Genomic DNA, 24286 nt, shown 5'->3' on the forward strand with positions numbered 1-24286 from the left:
GATAATCTCATTCAATCGGTGCCTTGATACGCTTTTCATAAGCATCGAGCCACGCCTGGGTGATTGGTGCGATGTTCGTCGTTTGGTTCGGGCCCGGATGCGCGATCAGAATAGCCGGTTCTTGGCTGGCGGTGGCGACGCTGAAGGTGAACTCCACGTTGGTTGCCACGCCCCAATTGCCTTGACGATCCAGTGCAATCAAGGAAAATTCGCCGGCTTTACCGTAGCGGCGCTTCAGCTTTTCGATGAATGGGTAGACGGCTTCATCGCAGGCTTGTTGCGGGGTTCGGCCTTCGCCCATGCGGCGGACGATATCATAGGAGAGGCAGCCTTTCATGATGTCTTCGCCTAGGCCGGTTGCTGCGGCACCGCCAACGTCACTGTCCACGTAGAAGCCGGAGCCGGACAGCGGTGAATCGCCTACGCGACCAGGACGCTTCATGAATAGACCGGATGTTGACGTAGCCGCGGCCATTGATCCGCTCGGTGCCAGCGTGATCGCGCCGACCGTGTCATGGCCGTCATAGGGTTTGACCTTGGTGTCGGCAATTTCCTGACGCCGCTTTTCCCAACGCTGCTTGGCGCGGTCGGTCAACATATTGCGCATTTCAAAGCCGTTTAATTGCGCGTATTGTGTGGCGCCTTCGCCGACCAGAAAACTGTTGTAGTGCTCATGACTGAGTGCCCGCGCCACCGATACAGCGTGGAAAACATTGTGAATGCCGGCAACGGCGCCTTGAGCCAGGGTATCACCGTTCATAAATGCGGCGTCCATTTCCACGACGCCATTTTCATTAGGTAAGCCGCCGTAGCCAACCGATTTGTAATAGGGGTAGGCTTCAACGGTTTTGATTAGCGCCTCGACAGCATCCCCGGCGCTGCTATTGGCTTGCAGCATCTGGCTGGCCTGCTTAACGCCATCATGCGCCATTCGCCAAGTGGCAATTGCGCCCCACGTAGTCTTATTCAATCGGTCATTCCTCCTAGTTTCATCATCGCAGTCATATCAATCAGCATATTCAGTTTAAGATCCTGTTCGTCCATCCATTCATCCGCGTTATGGGCAATGCCTTTTTGCCCGGGAAAAGACGGGCCAAATGCCACAATGTTCGGCATGGTCCGGGCGTAGGTTGCGCCGGTGGTGGTGACGAGTTGCCCCGGTTGGCCGGTGATTTGTTCATAGGCTTGGCTTAAGTCCTGCAGGCGCGGATCCTGGCGATCGTGCAAAACGCCAGGCAGGCTGCGAATGACTTCAATGGCTGTTCGCGGCAATACCGCTGCAGCCAGTGCCTGCGTAACATCTGCCTCGTGGTAGGTGACTGGGTAACGCATCGCGAGGCGCAAAGTCAGCGTTTGGCCTGCCTTTTGCCATTGGTATGGGGTAACGATGAGATTGCCACTGGCCGCATCGGCAAACGCCATGTCTAAGCCCACGCCATTGTGCTGGTCGGCTAGTTTGGTAACTAACCAGCGGCAGTAGTCGGCGAATTGTCCGTGGACTGCAGGATGGTTGAGCAATGTTTCGGCTAGACGGGTGATCGCATTGTTGCCGAGTTCGGGCGCATTGCTAGGCGCCCGTTTGCCGGTGACCCGGATCAGCTGGCCATCAATCGTCACTTCCAGCTGATCAGGAACATGGTCACTGGCCTGATCGCCGCGGATTTTGCCGATGTTAGCGAGCGACCCATCCGTGATCGGCGTGGTTAATTGATAATTCACGATCCCGCGTTCACCATACACCACCGGGAATTTGCAATCCGGCGTGAAGCCAAAATCAGGCGGTGCTTGGCTGGCGAGGTAGCGCGGCACATCAGCCGAACCACTTTCTTCGTCTGAACCCAAGATGAGGCGAATCGTTTTGGTCGGTCGATAACCGGCCTCTTTCAACAGCTTCATCCCAAACAAGCATGCCATGCTCGGGCCTTTATTGTCGAGAATGCCGCGTCCGTACAAGCGACCGTTTTGCTCGGTGAGGTCGTACGGTGGAAAATGCCACGCAACTTCACCGGCCGGGACGACATCTAAGTGGCCGACAATGCCGATGTAGTGTTCATCATCGTCACCCCACTGGATGGACGTCATGGCGTTATTGACCACCTTGGCTTGAAAGCCATATGCCGTGCCAAGCTCGGCCGCTGCGTCCAGTGCTGCGCGCGGACCGGAACCAAGTGGCGCGTCAGGACGACTTGGGCCGCGCACGCTTTTAATTTGCATGATTGAGCGCAGTGCAGCCATGAATTCTGGCCTCTGCGCATCGTATAAGGCGGCCAGCATTTCTTTTTTCACCGGGTTCTGCTCCTTTGGCTTCAAACGTGATCGCGGGTCAGCGTTGACTTAAAGGAATACTTGTCGGCGCGGTAATAGGAAATATCATACAAAATCGGTTTGGCATCCGCCGTGTAGGTCACGGAATGGACCAGTAAGATCGGATCACCTTTTTTCCCATCCAGTAACGCGGCCAGATCCGGATCCATCAGCACCGCTTCGACTTCCTGATGTGAGTAGGCAATCGCCACCCGCTTTTCGAGTAGTGCAAAGAGTGAACCTTCAAAGTCCTGTGCCTGCAGGCCTTCGATGTATTCGTGGCAGATGGCGATATGCTCGACCGTCATCGGTTCTTCATCCCAGAACCGGCGCCGCACCAATAAGTCGACGGTTTTATGAACTTGTTGGTCACAGCCCAACACGCGGCCGATTTCTTCCGGGATCGGCTCCAGCGGCCCAAAGCTGATCACTTCGGTGCGGCTTTTTTTGCCGTACGCTTTGGCGGCTTCGGTGAACCCTTGCAGCCCCATCCGCCCGCTTTCAACTTTATCGGAATACGACATGACATACGTGCCCTTGCCTGGCGATTTGACTAACAGTTGCTTGCGAATCAACAGGTCGATGGCTTTGCGAACCGTCAACCGACTGACCGCGAACTCTTTGGCTAAATCATATTCGGACGGCAAGCGCTGACTCGTGGTGTAAATGCCATCACGGACACGGCGACTCAATTCATCTGCGACTTCTTCAAATTTTGCCATTTTGTAGCCTCCGGTTTCTTGGTGGGCGGACTGTCGCTAGGATTCATGGTGTTCAAGTTCATGCGGTCCGCTGCGCATCTATACTTTTTAGTATATACTATTTGATCTACTTTTAAACTGCAACCGTTTGCGCGAATTTAAAAATGGCACCTACAATCGGCTCTTGCGTTTAAGGTTTCCGCCAATGCAAAACGCCCTCTGAATCGGTAGCGTGAACCTGGTACCACTTAAAAACAGCTTCAGGCCGCTAATGTATACCCTTTCATTTTTGCTTGTCTTTCAACAAGTGGCCGGTTATAATCAGTATGTACTAACTAGTATATACTAAAATATTCATATTTTCACAGGCGCCTCGATTGATTAGTCGCCGCAAACCGTGTCATACCGCACATTGCCGGCGCACTTTTACTGGTTGGGTAACGAAACGCGACAAAACTTAACGAAGGAAGTGGCATCATGTTAACATCTACCAACGTCCCCGAAGACAAGCGCTCGCCGTTCTTAGCGCTTGGCATTTTATCGATTTCGTTTCTGATATCGGTCAGCAATGCCGTGTCTGGCACGATCCCGTTAATGGAAAAATATTTTTCCGATGTCTCCCGCGCCAACGTGGAATTACTGGTGGTGATTCCAACTGCCGGCGTCCTGCTGGGAACCGTCATCAGCGGCTTGGTCTCCAACTTGCTGGGTAAAAAGTACACGGTCATCGCCGGTCTGACGATTTCGCTGATTTTCGGCATCATTCCGGCGTTCTTCTTCAGCTATCCGGCAATCTTGATTTCCCGCGCGATGTTTGGCGTCGGCATGGGGGTTTTCACCCCGCTGAGTGTGTCTTACATTACCGACTTATTCCCTGAAGAAACCCGGAATCGCTTATTAGGCTGGCGTAATTCGGTGGGCTCGATTGGTGATGCGATCATGCTTTTCATTGCCGGGTTCTTGATCAACATCAGCTGGCACACGACTTACTTGGTTTTCCTGTTCCTGCTGGTGCCGATCATTTTGGTCATGATGCTGGTGCCTAAGCACTATGACAACATCGTGGTTGAAGAAGGTGGCGAGGTCGTTGAAGAAGTGGCCAAAGCCAAGCCAACAACCAACGGCGGCGTCATTCAACTGGCAATTATTTTCCTCTTCGTTTGCCTTTTCTACTCGGCGATTGGACTGAAGCTGGCCAGCTACATGGTCAACAACCACGTCGGCACGGCCGCCGACGCAACCCGCATCTTCGGCTTTTTGGTCCTGTGCTCGATTGTCTCCGGCGTGGCGTTTGAGAAAATTGCCAAGTGGTTTGGCAAGTATACCGTGGCCATTGCCGAACTGATCGTGGCCACCACCATGATCGTCATGGCCTTCACCGAATCGATTCCGCTGTTACTGGTGCTGGTCCTGGTGTCAGGCTTCTGCAACGGCATCGTCCACCCTGCGTTAACCGCCAGAATGGTCCACTATTCGCCAAAAGATTCGATGAACTTCACGACCTCGATTATCATCATCGGCATCAACATCGGCGGGCTGGTGGCCCCGTACTTCTTCCAATTCTTCGGCGGCATGGTCGGCAATGCTGGCCCAGGCAATATGATTTTGTGGAGCGGCTTTTTCTTCGTCCTCCTCGCTGCTTACGACCTGATTGTTGTTAAAAAGGATGAGTTAACCATTTAAAAAGGAGGGCATTTTCGTGAACGATCAAGTGAAATGGTTCAAAGAAGCCAAGTACGGCATGATGATCCACTGGGGGCTGTACTCGTTGCTGGCTGGGGAATACCGCGGCGAATCATCGAGTGTCTACGCCGAATGGATTCAATCCAAGTTCCAAATTCCTAACGCCGAATACGAGCAACTGGCCACGGCGTTCAATCCCATCTACTTCGATGCGGATAAGATTGTTTCGTTAGCCAAAAAGTGCGGCATGCAATACCTCGTGGTTACCACCAAACATCACGATGGTTTTGCCATGTATCACTCCCAAGTCGATGCGTACAACGTCTATGACGCCACCCCGTTCCACCGCGACGTCATCGGCGAGCTAGCAGAAGCCTGTCGCAATGCCGGGCTGAAATTCGGCCTCTACTACTCGCAGGACCTCGACTGGCACGAACCAGACGGCGGCGGCTACAAATCCAACCATGTTGAAACGGCTGGGACGACTTGGGACAACAGCTGGGACTTCCCGGATGAAAAGCAAAAAAACTTCGATCGCTGTTTTGACCGCAAAATTCTGCCGCAAATTAAAGAAATTATGACCAACTACGGCGACATCGCCACAGCTTGGTTCGATGTACCGATGACGCTGTCAGAAGCGCAAAGCCAGATGATTTACGACACGGTTCGCAACCTGCAGCCAAACTGCCTCATCAACTCGCGCCTAGGCAACGGCAAATACGACTATGTCTCGCTCGGTGACAATGAAATTCCTAAACACAAAGAAGACATAACCAAAACCGATGTGGACTTCAATGACCTTTCCGGGTTCAAGCCATCACCATTGGGCTTGTACGAAACCGCCGGCACCATCAATGATTCGTGGGGCTTTTCATACCATGATCAAAATTGGAAAACACCGCGCACGCTCTTCCGCTATAAGCAACATCTCAACGACTTCGGCATCAACTACCTGCTCAATATCGGCCTCGATCCGCTGGGCCGGGTGCCGATGATGGCCGAGGAGAATTTGCTGGCGGCTAAGGCGTTGGAAGATGTGGCTGACACTCAGGAGGCCAAGCGTCAGGCGGCAACGGTGGTTTGATGTTGCAAAGTTAAATCTAGGTAAAGTTGGCTTTTGAAATGTAAAGTTAAACCCCCATTCGTCATGGTTATTGGCGGATGGGGGTTTTGGTTTGCTGGGATTGTAAGGCTCAAGGCAGGTGGTACAAAGGGTATCGGGTTGGCTGATGCGTAATCTATGGTTAAGCAAGTTGGAACAGCTAGATTTTCGGCACCAACGCTTGCCTTCCAGTTGTCTTACTGCTCACTCACGTTTTTAAGTTTCAAACGTGATTCGCGTTTGAAACTATGGTAAAATCACCCTAAGAGGTGAAAATCAATGACAAATCCGCACTTAAGCTTCCTGAGAATCGATATTTTGGACCACCCACTGTTTGCACAGAAGACGTCTTTTTCCTTAACCGCCAGCCAACGCGTTCCGAATGATGCCCACGACGATATGACACATTTATTTGGATCAATCTGGATTAACAATCTGACAACATTGATCGGTCGCAATGCCTCAGGGAAAACCTTGACCATGAAACTTGTCATGGGAATCCTGGATCTTTTGCTACATCAAAGATCGATCAGCCAAACCCACCTAAATGAAACGTTAATGGGTAGCCAACCGATTTCTTTTAGCGTCTATTTTTACGGTAGTGACCATTTCCTTTATCGGGATGACCTCACAATTGCGCCTGTTCCAGACCAAGCGAAGCAATGGCAAGTTAAAGACGAAAAAATCTGGGCCAAGAAGGTACAAAAATCAATGACGCGAAAATCGATTTTCGACTTTTCAAAAGCAGAGTTATTAATGGATCGACTGCAATTAGACACTTTTCAGCAAAGCCTGCTGGCAGCTGATGATTCTTTCATGCGGTCGTTAATTGCCCAACATCATTATCAGACTCAAAAGGTTTTCGATACTTTCATGTTCACAAACGCCAATCTGCCATTCTTCCCTAGCAGCAATGGCCAAGTCCCTGACGCGATCCTGGCTTACCTTGATCCGACCATCGACTATCTCTTCATCGAAACCAACAAACATGGCAAAGCTTTTTACCGCTTAAAGTTCAAGCAAGACGATCAAGAAATTACCGACAACAATTTCGCCACGATTGAATACTATCTTTCTTCAGGTACTGTCAAAGGCATCACGCTTTACCGTTATGTCGTTCAGGCATTGCAAAGCGGGGGACTCATCTTTGTCGATGAACTCGAAAATCATTTTAATTTGGCGATTGTCCATACATTTATGGAATATTTTGCCAACCCCAAGATTAATCAGCATCACGCCACGCTCGTCTTCAGCACCCACAATGCTGATTTGCTGAACGATTTGTCTCGCGGCGATCAAATCTTCATTACCAGACGTCGACAAGGCAAGATAACCCTTGGCCGCTATTCAAAGATCGCGGATCGTCAGGACATCAACCGCGCCGAAGTCTTCATGTCAGACTATCTCGGCGGGACTGCCCCGGACTACGCGACTTATCTCAAGTTACGCAGTCAGACGATTGATTTGAATCAGCAAGCTAATGACGAAGACTTGACAATCTCGAGGTCTGATCATGGTTAATGCTGAGTGGATTGCGATCATTGCAGAAGGCGCTGCCGAACATGCTGTTATGACATTACTGATTGATCACCATCTTTTAAAATTTGAACGGGAAGATTTATTAGAACAAGATATCATTCGCACGCGATCCGCGACACAGTTTCAAAAGCGGCACCTTGATCGCGCCATGGATCGTAAAGTGCATATTTACCGTATTCTCGATTCACGTCACGAGCGTTTCAAATTGTCTCCCGCCTATCAAAAGCGCGTTTCAAAAATTGAAGCATTGTATACGCGGCCTGAAATTGAAATCCTATACATCATTAACGAAGGCAAGTTTGCAACGTTCAAAAAGGCAAACGCAAAACCGTATGAATACGTCAAGCAGGAGCTATCCCATCTACCGAAAGGCAACGTCAAATCAAAGGATTATGTAACAGCATATTGGGAACCTCAGCTCGAAAATCTTGTCAAGACAATTAACGACTATGCCCGACTGACTTCTGATCCTTTCGAACAAACCTTAGCTGCAATACTACGGAATTGAAACTGAAAACAAGATTTCATATCCAAGACATCTGCTTGGCTTCCAAGGGCAAACGAATTGGCTCTAGAGAAATGTACACTAACGTATCTCTAGAGCCAATTAGTTTAGCTGGATATTTTTTTGCAATCCTGGAAACTAAAAACCGTCCTTTACCAGAAATTTTCAGTCTTGAATAATGTTCTCCTAGAAATGCACTTCAGGCAAGCTTCTTCAGCAAAAACTGATCCATCAATTGATGTTGTGCCGTCACCAGCGGACCCGGCAGCGAAGTGAATCCAAACTCCTGGTAAACATGAACCGCAGTTTTAAGCGTGTGATAGGTCTCCAGATAAACCGACCGGTAGCCGACCTGCTGCGCGTAATCCAAGGCGTGGCGCAACAGCCGTTTGCCGATGCCATGTCCCTGCAAATCCCCATGTACATAGAACTTTTGCAATTCGGCAACGCCGTGGGTCGGATCATATTCGGCAATGCCAACGCCACCCAGAACTCGCCCATCGCGAGTCGCAACAAAATAATTCCGGTTTGGCGCTGCACCATAGAATTGGCTCAAGTGATCCAGTCCCGCGTCAAAATAAACTGTTCCCGGTCGATCCAAATCTGCGGCTTTCAAGCATTCACGAATCAGTGCTGCAACCGGTGCATCATCTGCTGCAGTCATGGGCCGAATAACTTCTTCATGGGTTGGTGTTGACATGCGCATCCCTGCTTTCAAAAGAGTTTAACCAAAATCATAGTATTTTTTCAGCTAATTGCAAGGGTAGCGTTGAATGTTTCACGGGAAACATTTGTTGGATGCTGCGATGCGCAGCCATTTTAGATTTGGGTTTATCCTTTCATCCGTGAAAGCCGCCTATTTTTTGTCAAACTTTTCAGTTGTCTTCCATATGTTTACAGATCCTATTTCATCTTTGTAAATATTTACATCCGCCGTTATAATGAGTTTAAAATTAAATCTTACCCTACTCGACTTGACCCAGAAAGGAAGTGCCTGATGACCGCCCCAGAAACATTAAAACTCATTCAAAAATGGCTGACCGACAACAAAAAGACCCAGGCTTGGTTGGCTGGGCAGCTTAATATGTCTGCTGCTCTTCTAAGCCAAGTTATGAATGGCAATCGAAAGCTGCAGACAAAATATATCATCGCTATTTCCGAGATCACCGAGATCCCTTTAGAGCAACTGCTTGGCACCAATGCAAATGACAACCACCAGCCCCAGATTGCTTTAAGGGGCAGGTTGTCGAATGATTATGCCAAAAAACAAATTGATCAACTGCTTTTGGATGTTCAGCATTGCGTCGACTTGGAGGAAACAATTCATGCAAAGTAATTCATTGATTTCCACCTTCTTGTCAGAGTCAGTAGCTGAAGACCTAGCCGAAACTTTCTTGATTAATTACTTTGGCTCCGATCTTTTTATTAGCGCGGACATCGAACGTGTTCTCGTTGAACAAGTGAATATCGTCTATCAAGATGTCGACGATTCTAACTATTCCGGAGCTGCCATTTCGTATAAAGGCGTTCATTTTATTGCTTTAAACACCCACCAGACATTACGCAACCGCTATTACAGCGCTGCCCACGAACTCTGGCATTTAGTTGTGGGCAGTGACTTATTTAGCATTGACCAAACCAAGTACCAGAAACTGATTAGCTTACCCGAATTTAATACCGAACGTGCAGCCGACCATTTTGCTGCCGCAATCATGATGCCGCGGGACGTTATGATTAGAACTTGGAACAGATATATTCAAAACCAAACTTCGCCAAATATTGATATGGTAACAGATGCCATCATCCGAATTGCCAATGTGTCGGCGATGCCCTACGCAGCTGTCACGCGGCGGTTATCAGAGCTTGATTTATTGGCTAACAAAAAAGTGGCAAGGCTAACCGACAAAGAATGGCAAGACTTAGTCACTAAATCCACTTTCCCGCCTAGCCCATTAGATAAAATTGAGCCTTTTAAAAAATTTTCTCGCCTGACGAATATCGTTGATCAGCTCGTGCAGCAGAAGCAATTATCTTTATTAGAGGCTGCTCAGCTAACCACTTATGCGGATCCCGACACAGCAACTCACTATTTAACTAAACGGCAGGAACTGGTCAACCATCTTGAGGCGGGTGAACAAGCGTGATCGCAATGTGGTGATCCACATTCCTCACTGATCATGCTCAGATTTCTCTTTTTCTTTCGAAGTCGACGTCTCTTGTCCAGATTTTTCAACCGGAATACCAGCTTCCCTGGCTATCTTTGCCCGCCGCACTTGTGCCTTAACTTCCTCTCGCTGGGCCTTAAGTCGTGCCTTTTGCGCTCGCCGATCCATCCGCAGCTGCTGTTTTTGCAGCTCCAAGGCCTGCTCTGCAGCTTTGGCAGCCATTTTTTGTTCATGTTCTTTAGCTTCTTGGGCTAACTTTTGTCGTCTTGCCAAATCGTGTCTGGCTGCTTCTTGGGTATCTTCATCAATTTCTTGTTGCCGCTCCTGCTCTTTGTCCGCCTGCTTCTGCGCCTTCTTCTTCAAGTCAAGATGTTGCGCTGCCGCTTTGTCAGCATCTTCTTGTTCGTGATGGTCAGCATGTTGGCTATTTTTTCCCTTGGCGCGTTGGGATTTTTGCTGCACCAAAAATGTTGCCCACTGTTCCCGGCGCAATGCCCGTAATTGCTCGACATCGATACGGCCACCAGGTGTGCGGGGCGCCGCTGTTTCAACGCCATTCCCAACAACTCGGTCCAACCATGGCAGGACTGGCCGGGATGCACTTTCGCCTGGTTGAGCGGTGGCCTCACTCGTTTTCGCAGCAGCTTGATCGGCAATCATTTTCCGAAAAGCCGCCATCTTATCGCGCGGCAGTTTTAAGTAGTCCGCCCGCTGAGACGGGGTCAACTGTGCGACATCATACATTTGCTGGCGGTCGCGGCTGCTAAGTAGCAGATAAACGAGCGGATATGGCAAGTAAAACCACATCACAAAATGCGGGAAGAAATAAGCCAACCCAATCAAGATAAAATTAAACAGCGTATAAATGCGATTATGTTCGCCAAAGATTTTCCCATAAACTTGCCGCATGTCTGAAGCCGCGGTGTATTGAAAATGAATGATGGCGCGCGCCAAAAGCCGAAAAGAAAACGACACAACTGCCAGCAAGACACCATACCCCATCACCGTCACTTGCGTCGTGTTGCTCGCCATCATATTGGTTGCCAGCGGCGTCAGCGATAACAGAATCAGGAAAAGAAAATCATACAACATGATGCGGTAACTCATGTCATCGATTTCGTTAAACAATGTGCTGTGCTGGTACCACATATTCGCCACAAAAGCATAACTGATCAAATACACCCCAAGTTCCTTGCACAACACCAAATAATTCGCCCAGTCATCCTTCATCACCGGTGTCAGATCCAATACCATAATGGTTAGAATAATGGCAATCACGGCATCACTGAATGCATCAAGACGGACCTTCAACTTTTTCATTTCGACCCCTGCTCCTTAGTTTCTGCCAGAACGGTAACGTTTACTGCTGTTGTCAGATACGCCATTAACTTCAGCATTCTTGTCCTGTTAGCTTCCCAACTTGCTATTAATTTGTTTATTAAGCATTTCACCGTTATTTATATGCTTATCGGGAGCAGACTGCAAACTTTGTTGTGAATATGGGTTTTATGCTGCTTGTTAGGTTGACATTTTGGCATCTCTCGGGCACCGAGAATCAGTATCTATCTATTGTTTTCAGCGATTATCTGCCTTAAGCTCGATTTATGCTAATAAACGCAGCTGAAGGAAGGCTGGCAAGTATGGGTGTAGCGCCTTTAACAACTAAGGGTAAGTGGCTTCAGGGTGGTTTATTCGCAGTGGCTAACCTTATTTCATTGTTGCCACTGCTTGTTTTTGCAACGCTATATCACGGCCAATCGCCCACAGCTTACTTGCCTTATATTTTCTTCTACACCGGAACGAAAACCGGTCTATTGCTGGTAAACGGCTTAGGTGATGTCCAGAATGCTTATCGTTTGGCCCGCAATTGTTTATGGCTGTGTACTGCAGCATTGATTTTGCTCAGTGTATTCTCACAGGCAGTCATTCAAGATACGGCAGCTTTCGTCCTCGGCTGTGGTGCCAGTGCCTTTTTGCCAGCATATCAGGCTGTTTATTACCATGAGCGGCGTGTCTGGCATTGGAATTTTGCCGCGATTGAAATGCTAGGATTCGTTCTTTATGGCATCGTAACGTTAGGCCTAATCCTGTGGAGCGGACAGTCAACAATGCGCGTAGGCTTCTGGGTATTATTGGCATTTGTGGTTGGTGGCTTGTTGTTCTTGATACGCTTGCCCCAATTCGCAAAGTCCCCGCAGACACCAACCTTTGTTGCAAAGACATCCTCAAGAACTGACTTAGAACTTTTCTTCTGGCTGACCGCGATTGTCTTTTGCCTCCGCTTTACCCGCTTCTTTGCTAATGCGCTCGGTGTTGGTTTAATGGTCGTATTCACGTTGGGCTTTTTTCTCTTTATTTTGCGCATTGCCCTCCACCATCAAATTCGAATCGACTTTCCATGGTGGCTCATTCAAAGTTCGTTCATCAATGGTGTCTATGAAACTTTTGCCATGTTATACATTCTATTTGCCATCCGCAATCAAAAATTAATGGTGGCTGCTTATGTCGCCTATGGGCTTGGGCTCATATTGGCACAAATTGTGCGGCAAGCTATTCAAAACAAATTCCGCCACATTGCAAATTTACAGTTACAATTAATTGGCTTCATGCTAGGTGGTTGGCTCATGATCATCCCCAGTATCTCCGCAGCCGGCTTTTTCCTGATCGGATTTATTGGCAGTGCCAACAGTATTTTGCTTAACCACCAAGTCTACAGATTCAATATATCGACCCCGGCTAACCGTTTGGCTGTTAAGTATCGAAATGCTTATTTAGGGAGCATTCTGCTGCAAGCGATGCTGGTTTTCGGGGGCCTAATTGCCGCTCTTTTATCCCACACTGACTTGACTCGCCTTTTTGACCAAGCCAATGCGCATTCATCAATCGTGATCAGTGACTCGTTAGTTCAGCTTGTTAGTCTTGGTATCGTGGTGATTTTGACCATCGTGACGTTTGTGTTGGGAAGGAGGCTGCCGCGGATTAATGAGCGAAAACTTTTCTAATTTGCATTTGTCCTTCCCAAATGATAGGTATGTTTCTAGCCCATTATCGGATCATGTCATGGCTTATAATTAAGTTTCCTCGCCGACACCTTTCTAGTGTTTTATCAATTCCTTAGTGTGAAATAAACCTGCCAAAACGCTGCAAAACATCGTCCAAGATTGCGCTTTTGGCTCGATTATTTACCTTCTCATTTTTCCAAACAAGTCGGTTCACGGAAAGCTGTTTGCGGGCTCTATCAAATCGAAGATCAACCGTGCCGACAATATCACCATAAATCAGGATGGGTAGTGCAAAATAGCCGAGCTTCCGATCAACAGCTGGCGTATAACTTTCTAACTTATAGTTGATGCCAAATAATCGCAACGTTCTAGCTCTGTCACGAATAAGATTGTCGAAAGGCGGCAACAAAGTGGCAACGTTCGGCAAGATATCGTTGTGATGAAAGGCATCTAGATCAGACGCCAAGATGTAATGGCCTTGTCCCTCAACTGTGATGTTTGTTATCTGCTTTTCTTTGAGCAACTCGTCAAAAACACTATCGAATAAACGCTTTCGAAAATGCGCTCCGTTAAATACGTCTGTTTTAGTGGCTATCCCGAGATTATTGAACGTTAACAGAATCAAGTCCGCATATACCTGTTTTTCCAGTTCGTTAACATCAGCGGGCGAATCGGCGAAGTCATCCTTATCAGCGATCAATATTTTCCGAAATGAACGATCCCGCTGGATGTCAATGAGTCCCGCGCGCCAAAGTTTGTCGATTGCGTTGTCTTCTTTAGACATTTCCCACTGCGGCAAATTGTGGTTGGTGACAAAATCCTTTTTATAAACCCGCCCGACTTGAATTAATTGGCGATATATCTTTATGTAGTCTGGGTAATTGACATCGTGCTTAAGCTTAGCTAAGTTCATTCGATGCAAGTTCCGGACTAATTGCGAATCTTTTGACATCAACGAAAGGGCGTTTAAATAAACCTCGACCGCATCACCCTTGGTATAAGCATCGACATAGCTTGTGTTCTGATAGTTCTTAAACCGAGACCACAAAAAGATGTCCTGGCTTCTGGCGTTGGTGACGTTGATGCTGTCAAGTTGAATGTAGCCGATTTTCCCTAGCAACGTGAAAAGTGCTGGCTGCGAAAAAGGTTTCGCCTCAGTAAACGCCAACTGCTGCTTGAATAGTTGAAATCGTTTGACGCGTTCATTCGTATACATATAGATCCCCTAACAACTTGCGTAGCGACTGCCACAGACCGCCTCTAGTGAAGTGAAAAAAGGCCCGGCTACCATCAAGATGACCACAAATAGCTTGGCACTGCTTCATCGGCCTCAGTTGAAGTTAAGTGTACTAAAAAATCCCGAGCATCACACTCACTTTTACTCCAGTGGTATGTGGTGTCGGGTCAGTTGTGCTGTTGATCTGCGAGTGGTGCTTAACTGATATAGCTTTTACTAAGCAGAAAGCGCATTACAGCAGTCTTTTCCAAAGAGGTGTAGCGTTTCCGGCCAAGTTTATGGTAAGTGTTGCCGAAGCACTAATCCTATACGCAACGCGATATTAGGTCTTCTGATACGTTCAATATCAGGACCGATCTGATTGGCAAACAATCAATCAAACCGCGTCTCCCAATGATCAACCCCATGCGCCGCAAACGCCATAGCAACATCAGCGGGAAGGTTACGTTGCAACGATAACGGCAGTGCCAGCGCTTCTTCACGACTGAAAGTTTTAACGTTTTCGGTCTCAACACCCGTTTTTAACGTGTGTGACACCGGCTCGCACGCAATGAAAAACTTGTACACGTCACGGGTACTCTGCGGTGCATAGTCGCGCTTGCGGACTGAATAGACCGCCAGTAGCCGCGTAGGTTTAACCGTCAAGCCTGCCTCTTCGCGTGTTTCTTTAACTGCAATTTCACTGGCACTATAGCCCAAATCGGCCCAGCCACCGGGAATTGACCACGTTTCCCCGACCCGTTCCTGAACCATTAAAAGGCGATCATCGATGAACGTGACGGCCCGCACATCAACTTTAGGCGTTACGTAGCCAATATCCTGATCCACAAATAACCGTGCTTGTTCGGGTGTCGCATCCCCTAGCAACGTCACCAGTTGCTTGGTGATCGCTGCCAACTGATCGTAACGTTCGCGGTCAAAAACATCTTTTGTATAATAGCGCCCGGACTGCGCAATCGCTTGCAGCTGCACGATTAACAGATTCAGATCCTTCGTTGCCACCCCTATCACCTCACTTACTATTGTAGTTGATGACATTTCAGGACAGGCGCATTTGGTGATGAATTTAAATAAAGATGAAGGCCTTGTTTGTTGATACCAAGTGTAGCATTCGAATCGTCAGAAACGGGTTCCACTATGAATTCGAACCTGTTATAATAAATGCGTAAGCAAAGAGCGCCTTGCTCTAACAAGACGCCCCTTGTGGTACAGCAGAACCGTTAAAAGTACGGTGACTATAACGCAACTAAAAGCCGCGACTCGTCAAAGTTAACGCGGCTTTTAGTCTGCCTACTTTTCTCGGAATTTTCCGAGCGCTTGCTTCAGCTCGTAAACTGCATGACACAGTTTCTCCAAAGCCTTGATCAAACGTGTGAACACGTTGACCATGACAATGGCCGAGCCGAGGCCAGCCGTGATTGCCGCAAAGGCGTCAATCACAGACGACAAACTGGCACCCCCTTTCATCGGAATGTGGTTCGACAGTTGTAAAACCATCGACATCACCTTCTTTCGATTGCGAAGCGCCACCGCTTATTTAACTTTCTGCTTAGTCATAGCTTATCAGATGCTACGCCCGCGACCAATCATATCGTGGGTTTTTTAATTTCCATAGAATGCGATTTTTCTAAAGACAGACACTTAATAAATAAATCTCGTTATTAAAGTAAGCGTTGTTCATGAATGACGGTTGGAAACCAACAAATAAATTCCTTCCACAAGAGCAATCACTAATATCACGACCCCCAAAACTGCTAGTGACGCTAAACGTGACTGCAACGTCTCCACATGACCAGTCCCATCAACTTGTCGCACCAGGACTGTGATGGTTAGACCAACTATCGCAACTGCCAAAATACCGTTTACTAGCCAAAGTATTTTATGTTTCAATTTGCCTACCTCCGTTTGAATTTCGCTACGAGAAGGTGCCTAAATGGTGCCCTTCTTAATTGAGACAATAGGCCGCCACCTCGCAGGAGATGTCGGCCTATTGGCGTCACGTAACTAATACGACAACCTATTATTCATGCTTATGCTTACGCAACTTAACATACCCTAACAACCCAATTAACGCAGCTCCCAAAACAGCCAAGACTGACTGCGTTTGCTCGCCCGTTTTAGGAATGGTGTTTGTATCGTTCGTTTCTTTCCGAGATTCCGGTGTTTTGCCGGATTGCGTTGGCTGCCCGCCCTGGAACCCGCCACCTGGTGTTGGCTTTGGTGCTGGCGGCGTTGTCGGATCTTTTTTGCCTGGCTCCGGCGCCGCTTTCACAAGGTGATCAATCGCGGTTTTGAGGTCGGCAACGGCCTTGGCAACTTGCGCTTCCGTTGCTTCAGGGTCTTTTTGAACGGTGCGTGCTTGCGCTAAAGCCGTTTGCACGTCGTTAAAGCTTGCTTCTGTGTAGGCGTCTTTTTTGAGTCCGGCCGCCTGCGTGATCAGCTTGACCAGTTCGGTTTTATCCGGCAGTTTGACGAGCTGTTGAAGTGCCGTCAAAACAGCATTGGTTTGCTCCGCGACTGCTGCCTGCGTGGCGTTCAGGTCAGTTAAAAGCGGACGGGCCGCTTTCACTGCAGCTTGCAATTTCGCGTAGGAACTAGCGGTGTACGCACTCGCGCTTAACTTGTCGGCTGTTGCAATGACCGCCTCCAGCGACTGCTTGTTGGCGCGTGGCACCAGCGCGTCAATCGCGGCCTTTAACTGATCCACGGCTGCCTGTTGTGCAGCGGTGGATGCGTTTGGATCCGCCGCGACCTTTTTGCCAGCGGTGATGGCTTCGGTTAGTTTGGCATAGCTGGCAGGTGTATAGTCGTCTGCCTTAAGTGCTGCCGCTACCTGAAGCCACTGTGCCAAATCGGTGACCGGCGTTGGTTGCGGTTTGAGCTCTAACGCAACCCAAGCAGCAGTGATCGCCTGAATGGCCGATTGAATTTGCACTTGGGTGGCGTGTTCGTCAGCATTGACTGGCTTAGCCGCAGCAACCGCAGCCAGCAATTTAGCGAAACTGTCCTCCGTATAGGCGTCTGGTTTCATTGCTTCGGCTGCGTCGATGAGCCCTTTCAACTGCGCCTGAGTCACACCGCGATCGGCTTCCAGTTGTTGCAAAGCCTGTTGCAGATCGGTATACGCCTTCGTGAGGGCATCGGTGGAAGCAGCATCATCTTTTACTAACTGGGCGGCCGAGTCACTGGCGGTTGCGACTGCCTGCCAGCTGGTAGCGGTAAACAGTTTAGGATCCAAGGCATGAACCGCATCCAGCAGCGCCGTTAACTTAGTCTTCTCCTGCGCCTGTTCACTTACGGACTGTTGCACGGTCACAGGTGAAGGGTCTTGCGGCAAGGCTTCCGGCCCCCACTGATTGGTCAGCATCAAGTCGCGTAACGCAAACTGCAAGTCAGCTTTAGTCATCTGCGTTTTGGTTTTCAGCGTGATCGTTGCCAGTTTCTGATCGCCGGATAAGCGCGGCTGTTGGCCTTCATTGGCAAAAATCAGATAAATATCCCGGCTGTTATCGCCGTGGGTCCGGATTTTGCTGAAGTTGACCATGTTGGCGGTCGCTTTAGTCGGTTCGACTTTGACCAAGTCCACATTCGGATTGGTCAACGGCAGGCGGGCAAATAGGCTGTTCACCTTGTCTAGATGATTGCCGACTAAGGATAATGTGATGGTATCGCCTGGTACATAAGTCGGCTTGTCAGTCTGCAAGGCCAATGTGCCAGCAGGCGTCGTTTCGTCCGGTTTGGTCACTGGCTGCTTACCCAGCTTGGTCATAACATAGTTGATATCGAACGCATCGATCACCCCATTGCGATTCAGGTCGCCATTTTGAACATAGCCGTTAAAATCGCTGTCGATATTGGCAGTTAATCCGGCGTAGTTCATCAATGACGTTTTATCGTCATCATTCACCTGACCGTCATTGGTAATATCGCCGAGTGTTGCTTTGTTGGTGCCATCGCGTTTGAAAAGCAGGAGTTCGCGACCGGAGACAAAATCGCCGACTGTTGACTTTTCCGGAATAACAAAACGGACATACTTGGCTTTTTCCTTTTCGCTAAAGTTAATGGTTTTGTCGGTACTGTCCCATTTCCAGCCCTTGCCTTCACCAGCCTGATGCCAATGAATGCCATCCAAACTGGTTTCAACGGTTAACGCTGATAGATTGCCGTTACCGCCGTTTTCGCGGGGGACATAGGTTACGTGATCTAAGTCATACACGCCATCCAATTCGGTGGTGATCGTCATCGGTGTCGGCGACTGTTTTGGCGTATCCGAGAACCAATTGCTGTGCGCCATGGTGTCTAGATCCTGGTCAAAAAGATTATCGACGGTATCGTCACCTTGCCAAACCGGGGCGTCCTTGATCGGTGAGGTCACTTTTGGATTACGCATTTTCACGGCTAAGCGCATCGGATTTTCTTTGGAACTGAACGTCTGCTCGGTGCTCCACTTTGAAACGGCCTTGGTTGTGACGGTTCGCACTTGGAAGGTGTGCTTCGAGTTGTCTTTGACCTGATCCAGCACAAACGCTGGCTTGTTCAGATTGCGATAAATGACGCCATCTGCTTTCACGTCGTAACTTGCCGCATTTTTAACTGGGCTCCAATTAATACCGACAGTCGTGTCCGTGGTCGTTTTGTCGTTTTGCTTCACGTCAGTCGGTACAGGAACCTGATCGCTTTCCGGCAAGTCGCCAGTCGTCGGATCGTCAGTGGCGTCAATGCCTGATACGGTTAACTTAATCGCATCGGTTTTCACATTGGTTTTGTCCAGCTTAACCTGCAGGAAGTTTTGGTCAATGCTTTTATCTGCCAGTTTTTCCAAGTAGGTGTTGGTGTGGTACTGTTTATTGACAAAATAAACATTGCTGCCGGCTTCGTAATCTTGAAGATTATCAACTGCCTTTAGCGTGACCGCCTTGCCACCAACCGTTGCGGTTACTTTTTTCGGCTGGCCGCTGGTGCGAATGGCAAACTCGCTTGTGCGTTCCGGATCCAACCCGCTGTAATCGCCAGTCAACGGATCAACGGTCACTTCCAGCTGATCTTTTTGCAACTCGCTTGTGATTTTGGTTTGGGCGTGGGCACCTTTTAGGTATTTTTGCGAAATCCCGTCGTCTTCGTAAACGGTAAAATCGTTCTTGCCAGCTGCCGGGAAAATCTGGAATTGCCGCTTGGTTTGATCAAACGCTTTTGGCGTATTATGGGCTGGTGTCGTTGGGATCACGGCCCCTTTTTTGACAAAAACCGGCAGCTTCCAGATTGGGGCATCAAAATTGTTTAACACTTGCCCGCCGCGGTATTCCTTGCCAGTGTAATAATCGACCCAAACCTGGTTTTTATCCGGCAGATAAATCCCATTGCGGACGTCATTCCCTTTATCATCGGCGGCCGTGTTTTGGTAAATCGGCGCCACTAGGAAGTTGTCGCCCCACAGGTATTCATACTTCACCAAATCCGTGTAGGCCTCGGGAATTTCCGGATAGTCCAGGAATAAGCCACGCACCATTGGCTTGCCATCGAAAACGCTTTGCGCCGAAGCGGTGTAGTTGTACGGCATCAACATCGTTTTCTGCTTGTTATAAGCTCGATTGATGGCGGTCGTCTGGTCATCAAACGAAAATGGCGTCTTGGGATTGCTGCCCCAGCCGTCCATGTTCAGCTGAATCGGGGTGAACGCCTTCCACTGAAAATCACGGGCATTGACAATCGGATTGCCGCCGCCGAAAATGCCGTCCATATCCGAACCGACATACGGCTGGCCGGATAAACTGGTGCCGATGTACGTCGGAATGTGGAAGCGAATATATTCCCACTGGCCCCCGGTTTGATCGCCGGTCCAAATGCCGGCGTAGCGCTGGGTGCCGGCCCAACCATCCAAGGTAATAGCAAAAGGCCGTAAGTCATCGCCTTTGACTTTAGTCAGCATCTGGTTGGCCTTTTCCAAGCCATCCAAGCCGAATGAATAGCCGGAGCCGACCCAGGCAACATCCGTTTTCAACGCTTTGACCCCATTCGCCACTTCTTTGGCAAAGTCGCGATCATCCGGTTTTGGATGCGCCGGATCGACCGGTGACAGATTTTGCTGGGTCCATAAACCGGTTGCGACGCCATGTTTGTCGGCATAATCGGCAAATTCCTTGAGATTAGCCAGATTACCCGCCAACGAATCGGTTTGCCCATAGCCGGCTCCATAGCCATCATTAGGCAGCAGCCAGCCCAATGGCATGTCGTTCTTGGCATACCGGTCAATCACGGCCCGGGCGCTGAATTGGTAATTGTTCAACTCGCCATTCAACGATTCCTTGATACCACTTTGACCAGCCGGCACTTTCCCTGGCTGATACTCTTTGTAATACTTGCCATCTTCAAACTTAATCGCACCCGGCGTATCGGCACTGACCGGCACCCAGGTATCGCGATTGTAGGCATTCAGATGCGCCTCATAAAAGCCATACCGTGGCATCATGGCAGGCGCACCCGTGAGATCATAATAATCTTTTAACAAATCAGCCGGCTTCGCATCAAAGAAGTAAACCGCATCGAAGCGCTCTTCTTGATGCGTGGTCTTAACCTGGCCATCCCCAGCCGCATCAAAATCATACGCTCCCGGCGTAAAGGTGTTGCGTACCACCCCGTAACCGGCTGTGGACCAGTAAAACGGATTAGGCGACGCCACCCCGCCGTCCACCCAATTGTTGGTGTTTTGGATTTTGATCTTTTTGCCGGTCAAGGTGAAGTTGCCGTTTTGCGTTCCGCCGCCAAAGAAATGATCCTGGCCGCTACGCTTCAAGACCTGCGTCGTGTGATCGGCCGTCATTTCCAGTGGCTGCTGTTCGGCCAGCACCACTTTGTTGCCTTGCAAAACCTGCAACGTCGCGGCGGCCTTATCAAAGGCAATCGTGATCGCCTTGGTTTGAATCTGCCAGCCCTTCGCTGCATTCGCCAACTGAGCAGCGTCAAACGGCTTGGTGGCCGAGGTGTCGACAGTTTTGGTGAAAATTTTTGCATTCAGCCCATCGCCAGATTGCGCCGGCGCATCAAACTTGCCAGACGGATCAGCATAAAAGCGAAATTGATTGTCCGCCAAAATGAATAACCGCGCCTTGAGATTGTTCGAGTAAGTAATTTCAAAATAGTGTGCTTGTTTCGTGACACTGACAATTTGCAGGTTGCTCGTAGCTGCCTTGGCCGTCGCCTTGCTAGTGTCAGGATCCGCCTTAACCGCCGACACTGGAATGGTGCTGGTGTAGTAAATGGCCGTGGCTGTAAGTGATAAAACCGCGCTGCTGTAAAGTAATGAACGTGGAACCCGATATTGCCGCTTCTTTAACCCTTGGTGCATCGAGAAACTCCCCCTCAACGTTTGCATAACCCTCGCACAACATATCATTTAGGTGGTTGGTACCACCTGAGCGAATTGTAACCGCATTCATGAGATACTTTCAACTGGAAAGTTCTTTCGATGAGAAGGAAAAATCGGTTTCCTAAAATATTTTTCTGAAAATATAAATGTATTTATCGGAAGTTTGCCGCAACACTCGTTATATATCAAGCGGCTTCAGCTGGGTTCGGCGCCCAAGAAAATGTCCCTGAACTTTTTTGATTATAATTTTTATATTCATGAGAGCCAGACTCATTTCATTCACGGATGCTAAGCATTGGCATCTGAACGCACAAAAAGAACGCGCAGATTAAATGTCTACGCGTTCTTCTTTGATGCTCATATCAACACGGTTACAAAAGCTACTTTTGGAACCATATCTTAATTACCGCATTATTTTGCTTGATGTGCCAAGTGCCGTGCTGCGAGGCCAACAATGCCTGTCAGTACGATTATAGCGCCGACAATGCCAACCAATGCGTTAACTGCATCGCTGGTTTGTGGCAAACGATGGTTGTTGGTACCATTGTCATTGCCTGTCACATTAGGTAATTGTGGACCGTTGCCGCCGTTACCACCATTGCCACCGTTGTCATTGATGCCCGGTGTAACGGCGCCGCTTGCACTAGAGCTGGAGCTGCTGGAACTGCTGGAACTGCTGCTTTCGGAACTTGCTTTTGAGCTTGGTTCGTTCGAGCTGCTGCTTGAGCTTGCGCTGGAACTTGGTACGTTCGAGTTGCTGCTCTCACTGGCACTTGAGCTGGAGCTTGGAACGTTGGAGCTGCTGCTTTCACTGGAAGCTGAGCTGGAACTCGGTACATTTGAACCGCTGCTCTCGCTAGAAGCTGAGCTGGAACTCGGTACATTTGAACCGCTGCTCTCGCTAGAAGCTGAGCTGGAACTTGGTACGTTCGAACCGCTGCTTTCGCTGGAGCTCGGAACGACGCTCGAACTGCTGGAGCTAGAACCTGAGCTTGGAACGGTTGAGCTGCTGCTGGAGCTACTGCCACTGCCGCCAGTGCTTGGAAGAACACCGTGCTTTTCATAAACGAAGACGACCGTTTGTGGATCGCTGGTGAACTTACCCGTAGGCTGGCCGGTTACTGACTTAAACTCGTAACCTTCAAACTGCTTCTGCGTTGCCGTATACGTGTCACCGACATTACCACTCAAGGTAACGTCCGGTGCCAACTTGGTGCCATCGGTTGTCTCGTAAGAAACCGTGACGTTACCGCCTTTAACAGGAGCTGGCGCAGCAACCGTCACATGCGCGGTCTTGGAAATGGTAACACCGCCGAGCGTGTAACTATATTTAACGGCATAAGTACCTGGCTTACTGGTATCAACTGTGCCATCCGTCTTAATCTGGGATGAGATGTCGCTGCTGTCCTTCGGTGAAACTGCCGATACAAGATTATCTTTAGGATTCCAGGTGCTGCCTTCTTTAATCGTTGTATCTTTGGTATCAATCACTTGATGGATTTCAACGTAGCAATCAGTCTTAGGAATACTGATCGGCTTGCCGTTTTCATCAACAATCTGAACCTTGGTGTCAGACACGGTATCATACAGATAGCTCTTCACGAACTGACCATCCGCACCAACGTCAACGGAAAGTCCCTGATCCTTGATCGCGTTCATGATCCGCGTCAAATCAAGTTTGATAAGGCCACCCTTGTAAACAGTGCCGGTTTCATCCGGTTGATCAAGCAGATTCGAAAAGTTATACGCGGTGAAATCTGCATTAGGGGCTGTCGTTGGCATCAATTTCTGAATTGAGTCAGGTAAAGCGGTATATTGTGTATCCGAATCTCTCTTGGCTGCAAAGTATCCGGTAAAGTTCATATCGAAAGGTTCAGAGAAACGAGTCGTTGTCGTTGAACCCCAGCCCTTGTCGCCAAACGCCAAGGTCTGAACGAACAAAGTCGAACGATTGTAGTCGCCTGCTCCAATCGTTTTATCTGTGGTATTGCTCAACGTAAGCGGCATGGTCATGGTAATTTTGCTATTAGCTGGCAAATCACCCATAACTTGAACGGCGATCAACTGGCTCCACTTGTACTGACTCAGAAAATCGCTTTGTGAATCATACACGCCTGGTTTGCCACTATAGAGCACCTTCAAGCCCGCTTTAGCCATATCCTGACTAAAGGTCGGTGCGTCTGCAACATCAGCTTCAATATTGTTTGGATCAACACCTTTAAAATCGGGTGTTTCGAAAATAACATTGATGTTCTCAGCTGAAGAATTGCTGTTCTTCAACGTGCTGATTTCATCCACTTTGCTCAAATCCGTAAAGTTTGTGATTGAGTTTGAGTTAGTGGATACCGGTGTGATCACACTCGTACCATTCTTATAAGTCGTCTGGAACTGAGTGCTAAACGCCACACCATTTCGCTCATTCGAAGAATTATCATTGGTAGGATTCGGTATTAGATTGGTAACACTGTTGTCCTGCGTTGTCTTCAATTGAGTGGCAACATGATCAGAGCCGGAACCAGTACTGCTATTGCTTGCTGCATTCGACACACTGGTTCCAGGCACACATAACAACGCAATGGTTGTCATGCACAAAACAGCTGCGCTATAAACATATAGCTTGGCCTGTTTCCACATTTGTATCCCCTCCATATGGTAACAACTGATCGTTTCCTGACAAAACTGGTT

The 24286-nt window shown here is 48.8% G+C and carries 18 protein-coding genes; 7 read left to right on the plus strand and 11 right to left on the minus strand.

Features of this window, described 5'->3' with window-relative positions:
* Positions 1–7 precede the first annotated feature (7 nt).
* Genes LACSTY_RS13790 through LACSTY_RS13800 form a run of 3 tightly spaced genes read right to left on the minus strand, consistent with a single transcriptional unit; the run spans position 8 to position 3026 of the window.
* Entirely contained in the window at positions 8–970 is a 963-nt protein-coding gene (locus LACSTY_RS13790; protein WP_087913063.1) for a glycosylasparaginase, read from the minus strand.
* Positions 967–2286 (minus strand): Sapep family Mn(2+)-dependent dipeptidase, encoded by a 1320-nt coding sequence (locus tag LACSTY_RS13795; protein WP_087913064.1) that lies wholly within the window; start codon positions 2284–2286, stop codon positions 967–969. The genes LACSTY_RS13790 and LACSTY_RS13795 overlap by 4 nt, the downstream gene beginning before the upstream one ends.
* 20 nt (positions 2287–2306) lie before the next feature.
* Positions 2307–3026, minus strand: a complete 720-nt coding sequence (locus LACSTY_RS13800; protein WP_087913065.1) for a GntR family transcriptional regulator, LSA1692 subfamily — start codon at positions 3024–3026, stop codon at positions 2307–2309.
* Positions 3027–3482: 456 nt separating this feature from the next.
* Between LACSTY_RS13800 and LACSTY_RS13805 the strand changes: the two genes are divergently transcribed.
* The 4 genes from LACSTY_RS13805 (at position 3483) to LACSTY_RS13820 (ending at position 7837) form a co-directional block, all read left to right on the plus strand.
* Complete coding sequence (locus LACSTY_RS13805) at positions 3483–4688, plus strand: MFS transporter (RefSeq protein WP_087913066.1); 1206 nt, start codon at positions 3483–3485, stop codon at positions 4686–4688.
* A 16-nt stretch (positions 4689–4704) separates the two neighbouring features.
* On the plus strand, positions 4705–5772 hold the full coding sequence (locus LACSTY_RS13810) for an alpha-L-fucosidase (RefSeq protein ID WP_087913067.1): 1068 nt from the start codon (positions 4705–4707) through the stop codon (positions 5770–5772).
* Positions 5773–6069: 297 nt separating this feature from the next.
* Positions 6070–7311 (plus strand): AAA family ATPase, encoded by a 1242-nt coding sequence (locus tag LACSTY_RS13815; RefSeq protein WP_087913068.1) that lies wholly within the window; start codon positions 6070–6072, stop codon positions 7309–7311.
* Positions 7304–7837: a hypothetical protein gene (locus tag LACSTY_RS13820; RefSeq protein WP_087913069.1), complete on the plus strand. Its 534-nt coding sequence runs from the start codon at positions 7304–7306 to the stop codon at positions 7835–7837. The genes LACSTY_RS13815 and LACSTY_RS13820 overlap by 8 nt, the downstream gene beginning before the upstream one ends.
* A gap of 196 nt (positions 7838–8033) precedes the next feature.
* Here LACSTY_RS13820 and LACSTY_RS13825 read toward each other — a convergent pair whose 3' ends face one another.
* A complete protein-coding gene (locus LACSTY_RS13825; RefSeq protein WP_087913070.1) occupies positions 8034–8534 on the minus strand; it encodes a GNAT family N-acetyltransferase in 501 nt (166 codons plus the stop codon).
* A gap of 297 nt (positions 8535–8831) precedes the next feature.
* Between LACSTY_RS13825 and LACSTY_RS13830 the strand changes: the two genes are divergently transcribed.
* Together LACSTY_RS13830 and LACSTY_RS13835 are read left to right on the plus strand one after the other, a co-directional pair.
* On the plus strand, positions 8832–9170 hold the full coding sequence (locus LACSTY_RS13830) for a helix-turn-helix domain-containing protein (protein WP_087913071.1): 339 nt from the start codon (positions 8832–8834) through the stop codon (positions 9168–9170).
* Positions 9160–9978, plus strand: a complete 819-nt coding sequence (locus tag LACSTY_RS13835; RefSeq protein WP_087913072.1) for an ImmA/IrrE family metallo-endopeptidase — start codon at positions 9160–9162, stop codon at positions 9976–9978. Before LACSTY_RS13830 ends, LACSTY_RS13835 begins: the two co-directional genes overlap by 11 nt.
* Before the next feature lie 24 nt (positions 9979–10002).
* Here LACSTY_RS13835 and LACSTY_RS13840 read toward each other — a convergent pair whose 3' ends face one another.
* On the minus strand, positions 10003–11319 hold the full coding sequence (locus LACSTY_RS13840) for a TMEM175 family protein (RefSeq protein WP_087913073.1): 1317 nt from the start codon (positions 11317–11319) through the stop codon (positions 10003–10005).
* Positions 11320–11639: 320 nt separating this feature from the next.
* Between LACSTY_RS13840 and LACSTY_RS13845 the strand changes: the two genes are divergently transcribed.
* Positions 11640–13001, plus strand: a complete 1362-nt coding sequence (locus LACSTY_RS13845; protein ID WP_087913074.1) for a hypothetical protein — start codon at positions 11640–11642, stop codon at positions 12999–13001.
* A gap of 112 nt (positions 13002–13113) precedes the next feature.
* On the opposite strand, the gene LACSTY_RS13850 is transcribed toward LACSTY_RS13845, so the two are convergent.
* The 6 genes from LACSTY_RS13850 to LACSTY_RS13875 all read right to left on the minus strand — a co-directional run bounded on the left by LACSTY_RS13850 (position 13114) and on the right by LACSTY_RS13875 (position 24235).
* Positions 13114–14217 (minus strand): DNA glycosylase AlkZ-like family protein, encoded by a 1104-nt coding sequence (locus tag LACSTY_RS13850; RefSeq protein WP_087913075.1) that lies wholly within the window; start codon positions 14215–14217, stop codon positions 13114–13116.
* Between the two features lie 393 nt (positions 14218–14610).
* The gene (locus LACSTY_RS13855) at positions 14611–15240 is read right to left on the minus strand and encodes an NUDIX hydrolase (RefSeq protein WP_087913076.1); all 630 of its coding nucleotides are present in this window, start codon (positions 15238–15240) and stop codon (positions 14611–14613) included.
* Between the two features lie 288 nt (positions 15241–15528).
* Entirely contained in the window at positions 15529–15735 is a 207-nt protein-coding gene (locus tag LACSTY_RS13860; RefSeq protein WP_087913077.1) for a hypothetical protein, read from the minus strand.
* A gap of 180 nt (positions 15736–15915) precedes the next feature.
* Positions 15916–16128 (minus strand): DUF3923 family protein, encoded by a 213-nt coding sequence (locus tag LACSTY_RS13865; protein ID WP_087913078.1) that lies wholly within the window; start codon positions 16126–16128, stop codon positions 15916–15918.
* A gap of 130 nt (positions 16129–16258) precedes the next feature.
* Positions 16259–21580: a TIM-barrel domain-containing protein gene (locus tag LACSTY_RS13870; protein WP_087913079.1), complete on the minus strand. Its 5322-nt coding sequence runs from the start codon at positions 21578–21580 to the stop codon at positions 16259–16261.
* Positions 21581–22012: 432 nt separating this feature from the next.
* Complete coding sequence (locus tag LACSTY_RS13875) at positions 22013–24235, minus strand: MucBP domain-containing protein (RefSeq protein WP_161492255.1); 2223 nt, start codon at positions 24233–24235, stop codon at positions 22013–22015.
* Positions 24236–24286: the final 51 nt, after the last annotated feature.

The sequence above is a fragment of the Lacticaseibacillus styriensis genome (assembly GCF_030770295.1).
Classification (GTDB): domain Bacteria; phylum Bacillota; class Bacilli; order Lactobacillales; family Lactobacillaceae; genus Lacticaseibacillus; species Lacticaseibacillus casei.

Bases quoted from the DNA above. Each gene is read 5' to 3' on its own strand.
- LACSTY_RS13845 (WP_087913074.1), top strand. From the start codon at position 11,640: ATGGGTGTAGCGCCTTTAACAACTAAGGGTAAGTGGCTTCAGGGTGGT.
- LACSTY_RS13800 (WP_087913065.1), bottom strand. From the start codon at position 3,026: ATGGCAAAATTTGAAGAAGTCGCAGATGAATTGAGTCGCCGTGTCCGT.
- LACSTY_RS13840 (WP_087913073.1), bottom strand. From the start codon at position 11,319: ATGAAAAAGTTGAAGGTCCGTCTTGATGCATTCAGTGATGCCGTGATT.
- LACSTY_RS13835 (WP_087913072.1), top strand. From the start codon at position 9,160: ATGCAAAGTAATTCATTGATTTCCACCTTCTTGTCAGAGTCAGTAGCT.
- LACSTY_RS13870 (WP_087913079.1), bottom strand. From the start codon at position 21,580: ATGCACCAAGGGTTAAAGAAGCGGCAATATCGGGTTCCACGTTCATTA.
- LACSTY_RS13875 (WP_161492255.1), bottom strand. From the start codon at position 24,235: ATGTGGAAACAGGCCAAGCTATATGTTTATAGCGCAGCTGTTTTGTGC.
- LACSTY_RS13860 (WP_087913077.1), bottom strand. From the start codon at position 15,735: ATGGTTTTACAACTGTCGAACCACATTCCGATGAAAGGGGGTGCCAGT.
- LACSTY_RS13850 (WP_087913075.1), bottom strand. From the start codon at position 14,217: ATGTATACGAATGAACGCGTCAAACGATTTCAACTATTCAAGCAGCAG.
- LACSTY_RS13805 (WP_087913066.1), top strand. From the start codon at position 3,483: ATGTTAACATCTACCAACGTCCCCGAAGACAAGCGCTCGCCGTTCTTA.
- LACSTY_RS13830 (WP_087913071.1), top strand. From the start codon at position 8,832: ATGACCGCCCCAGAAACATTAAAACTCATTCAAAAATGGCTGACCGAC.
- LACSTY_RS13820 (WP_087913069.1), top strand. From the start codon at position 7,304: ATGGTTAATGCTGAGTGGATTGCGATCATTGCAGAAGGCGCTGCCGAA.
- LACSTY_RS13825 (WP_087913070.1), bottom strand. From the start codon at position 8,534: ATGTCAACACCAACCCATGAAGAAGTTATTCGGCCCATGACTGCAGCA.
- LACSTY_RS13815 (WP_087913068.1), top strand. From the start codon at position 6,070: ATGACAAATCCGCACTTAAGCTTCCTGAGAATCGATATTTTGGACCAC.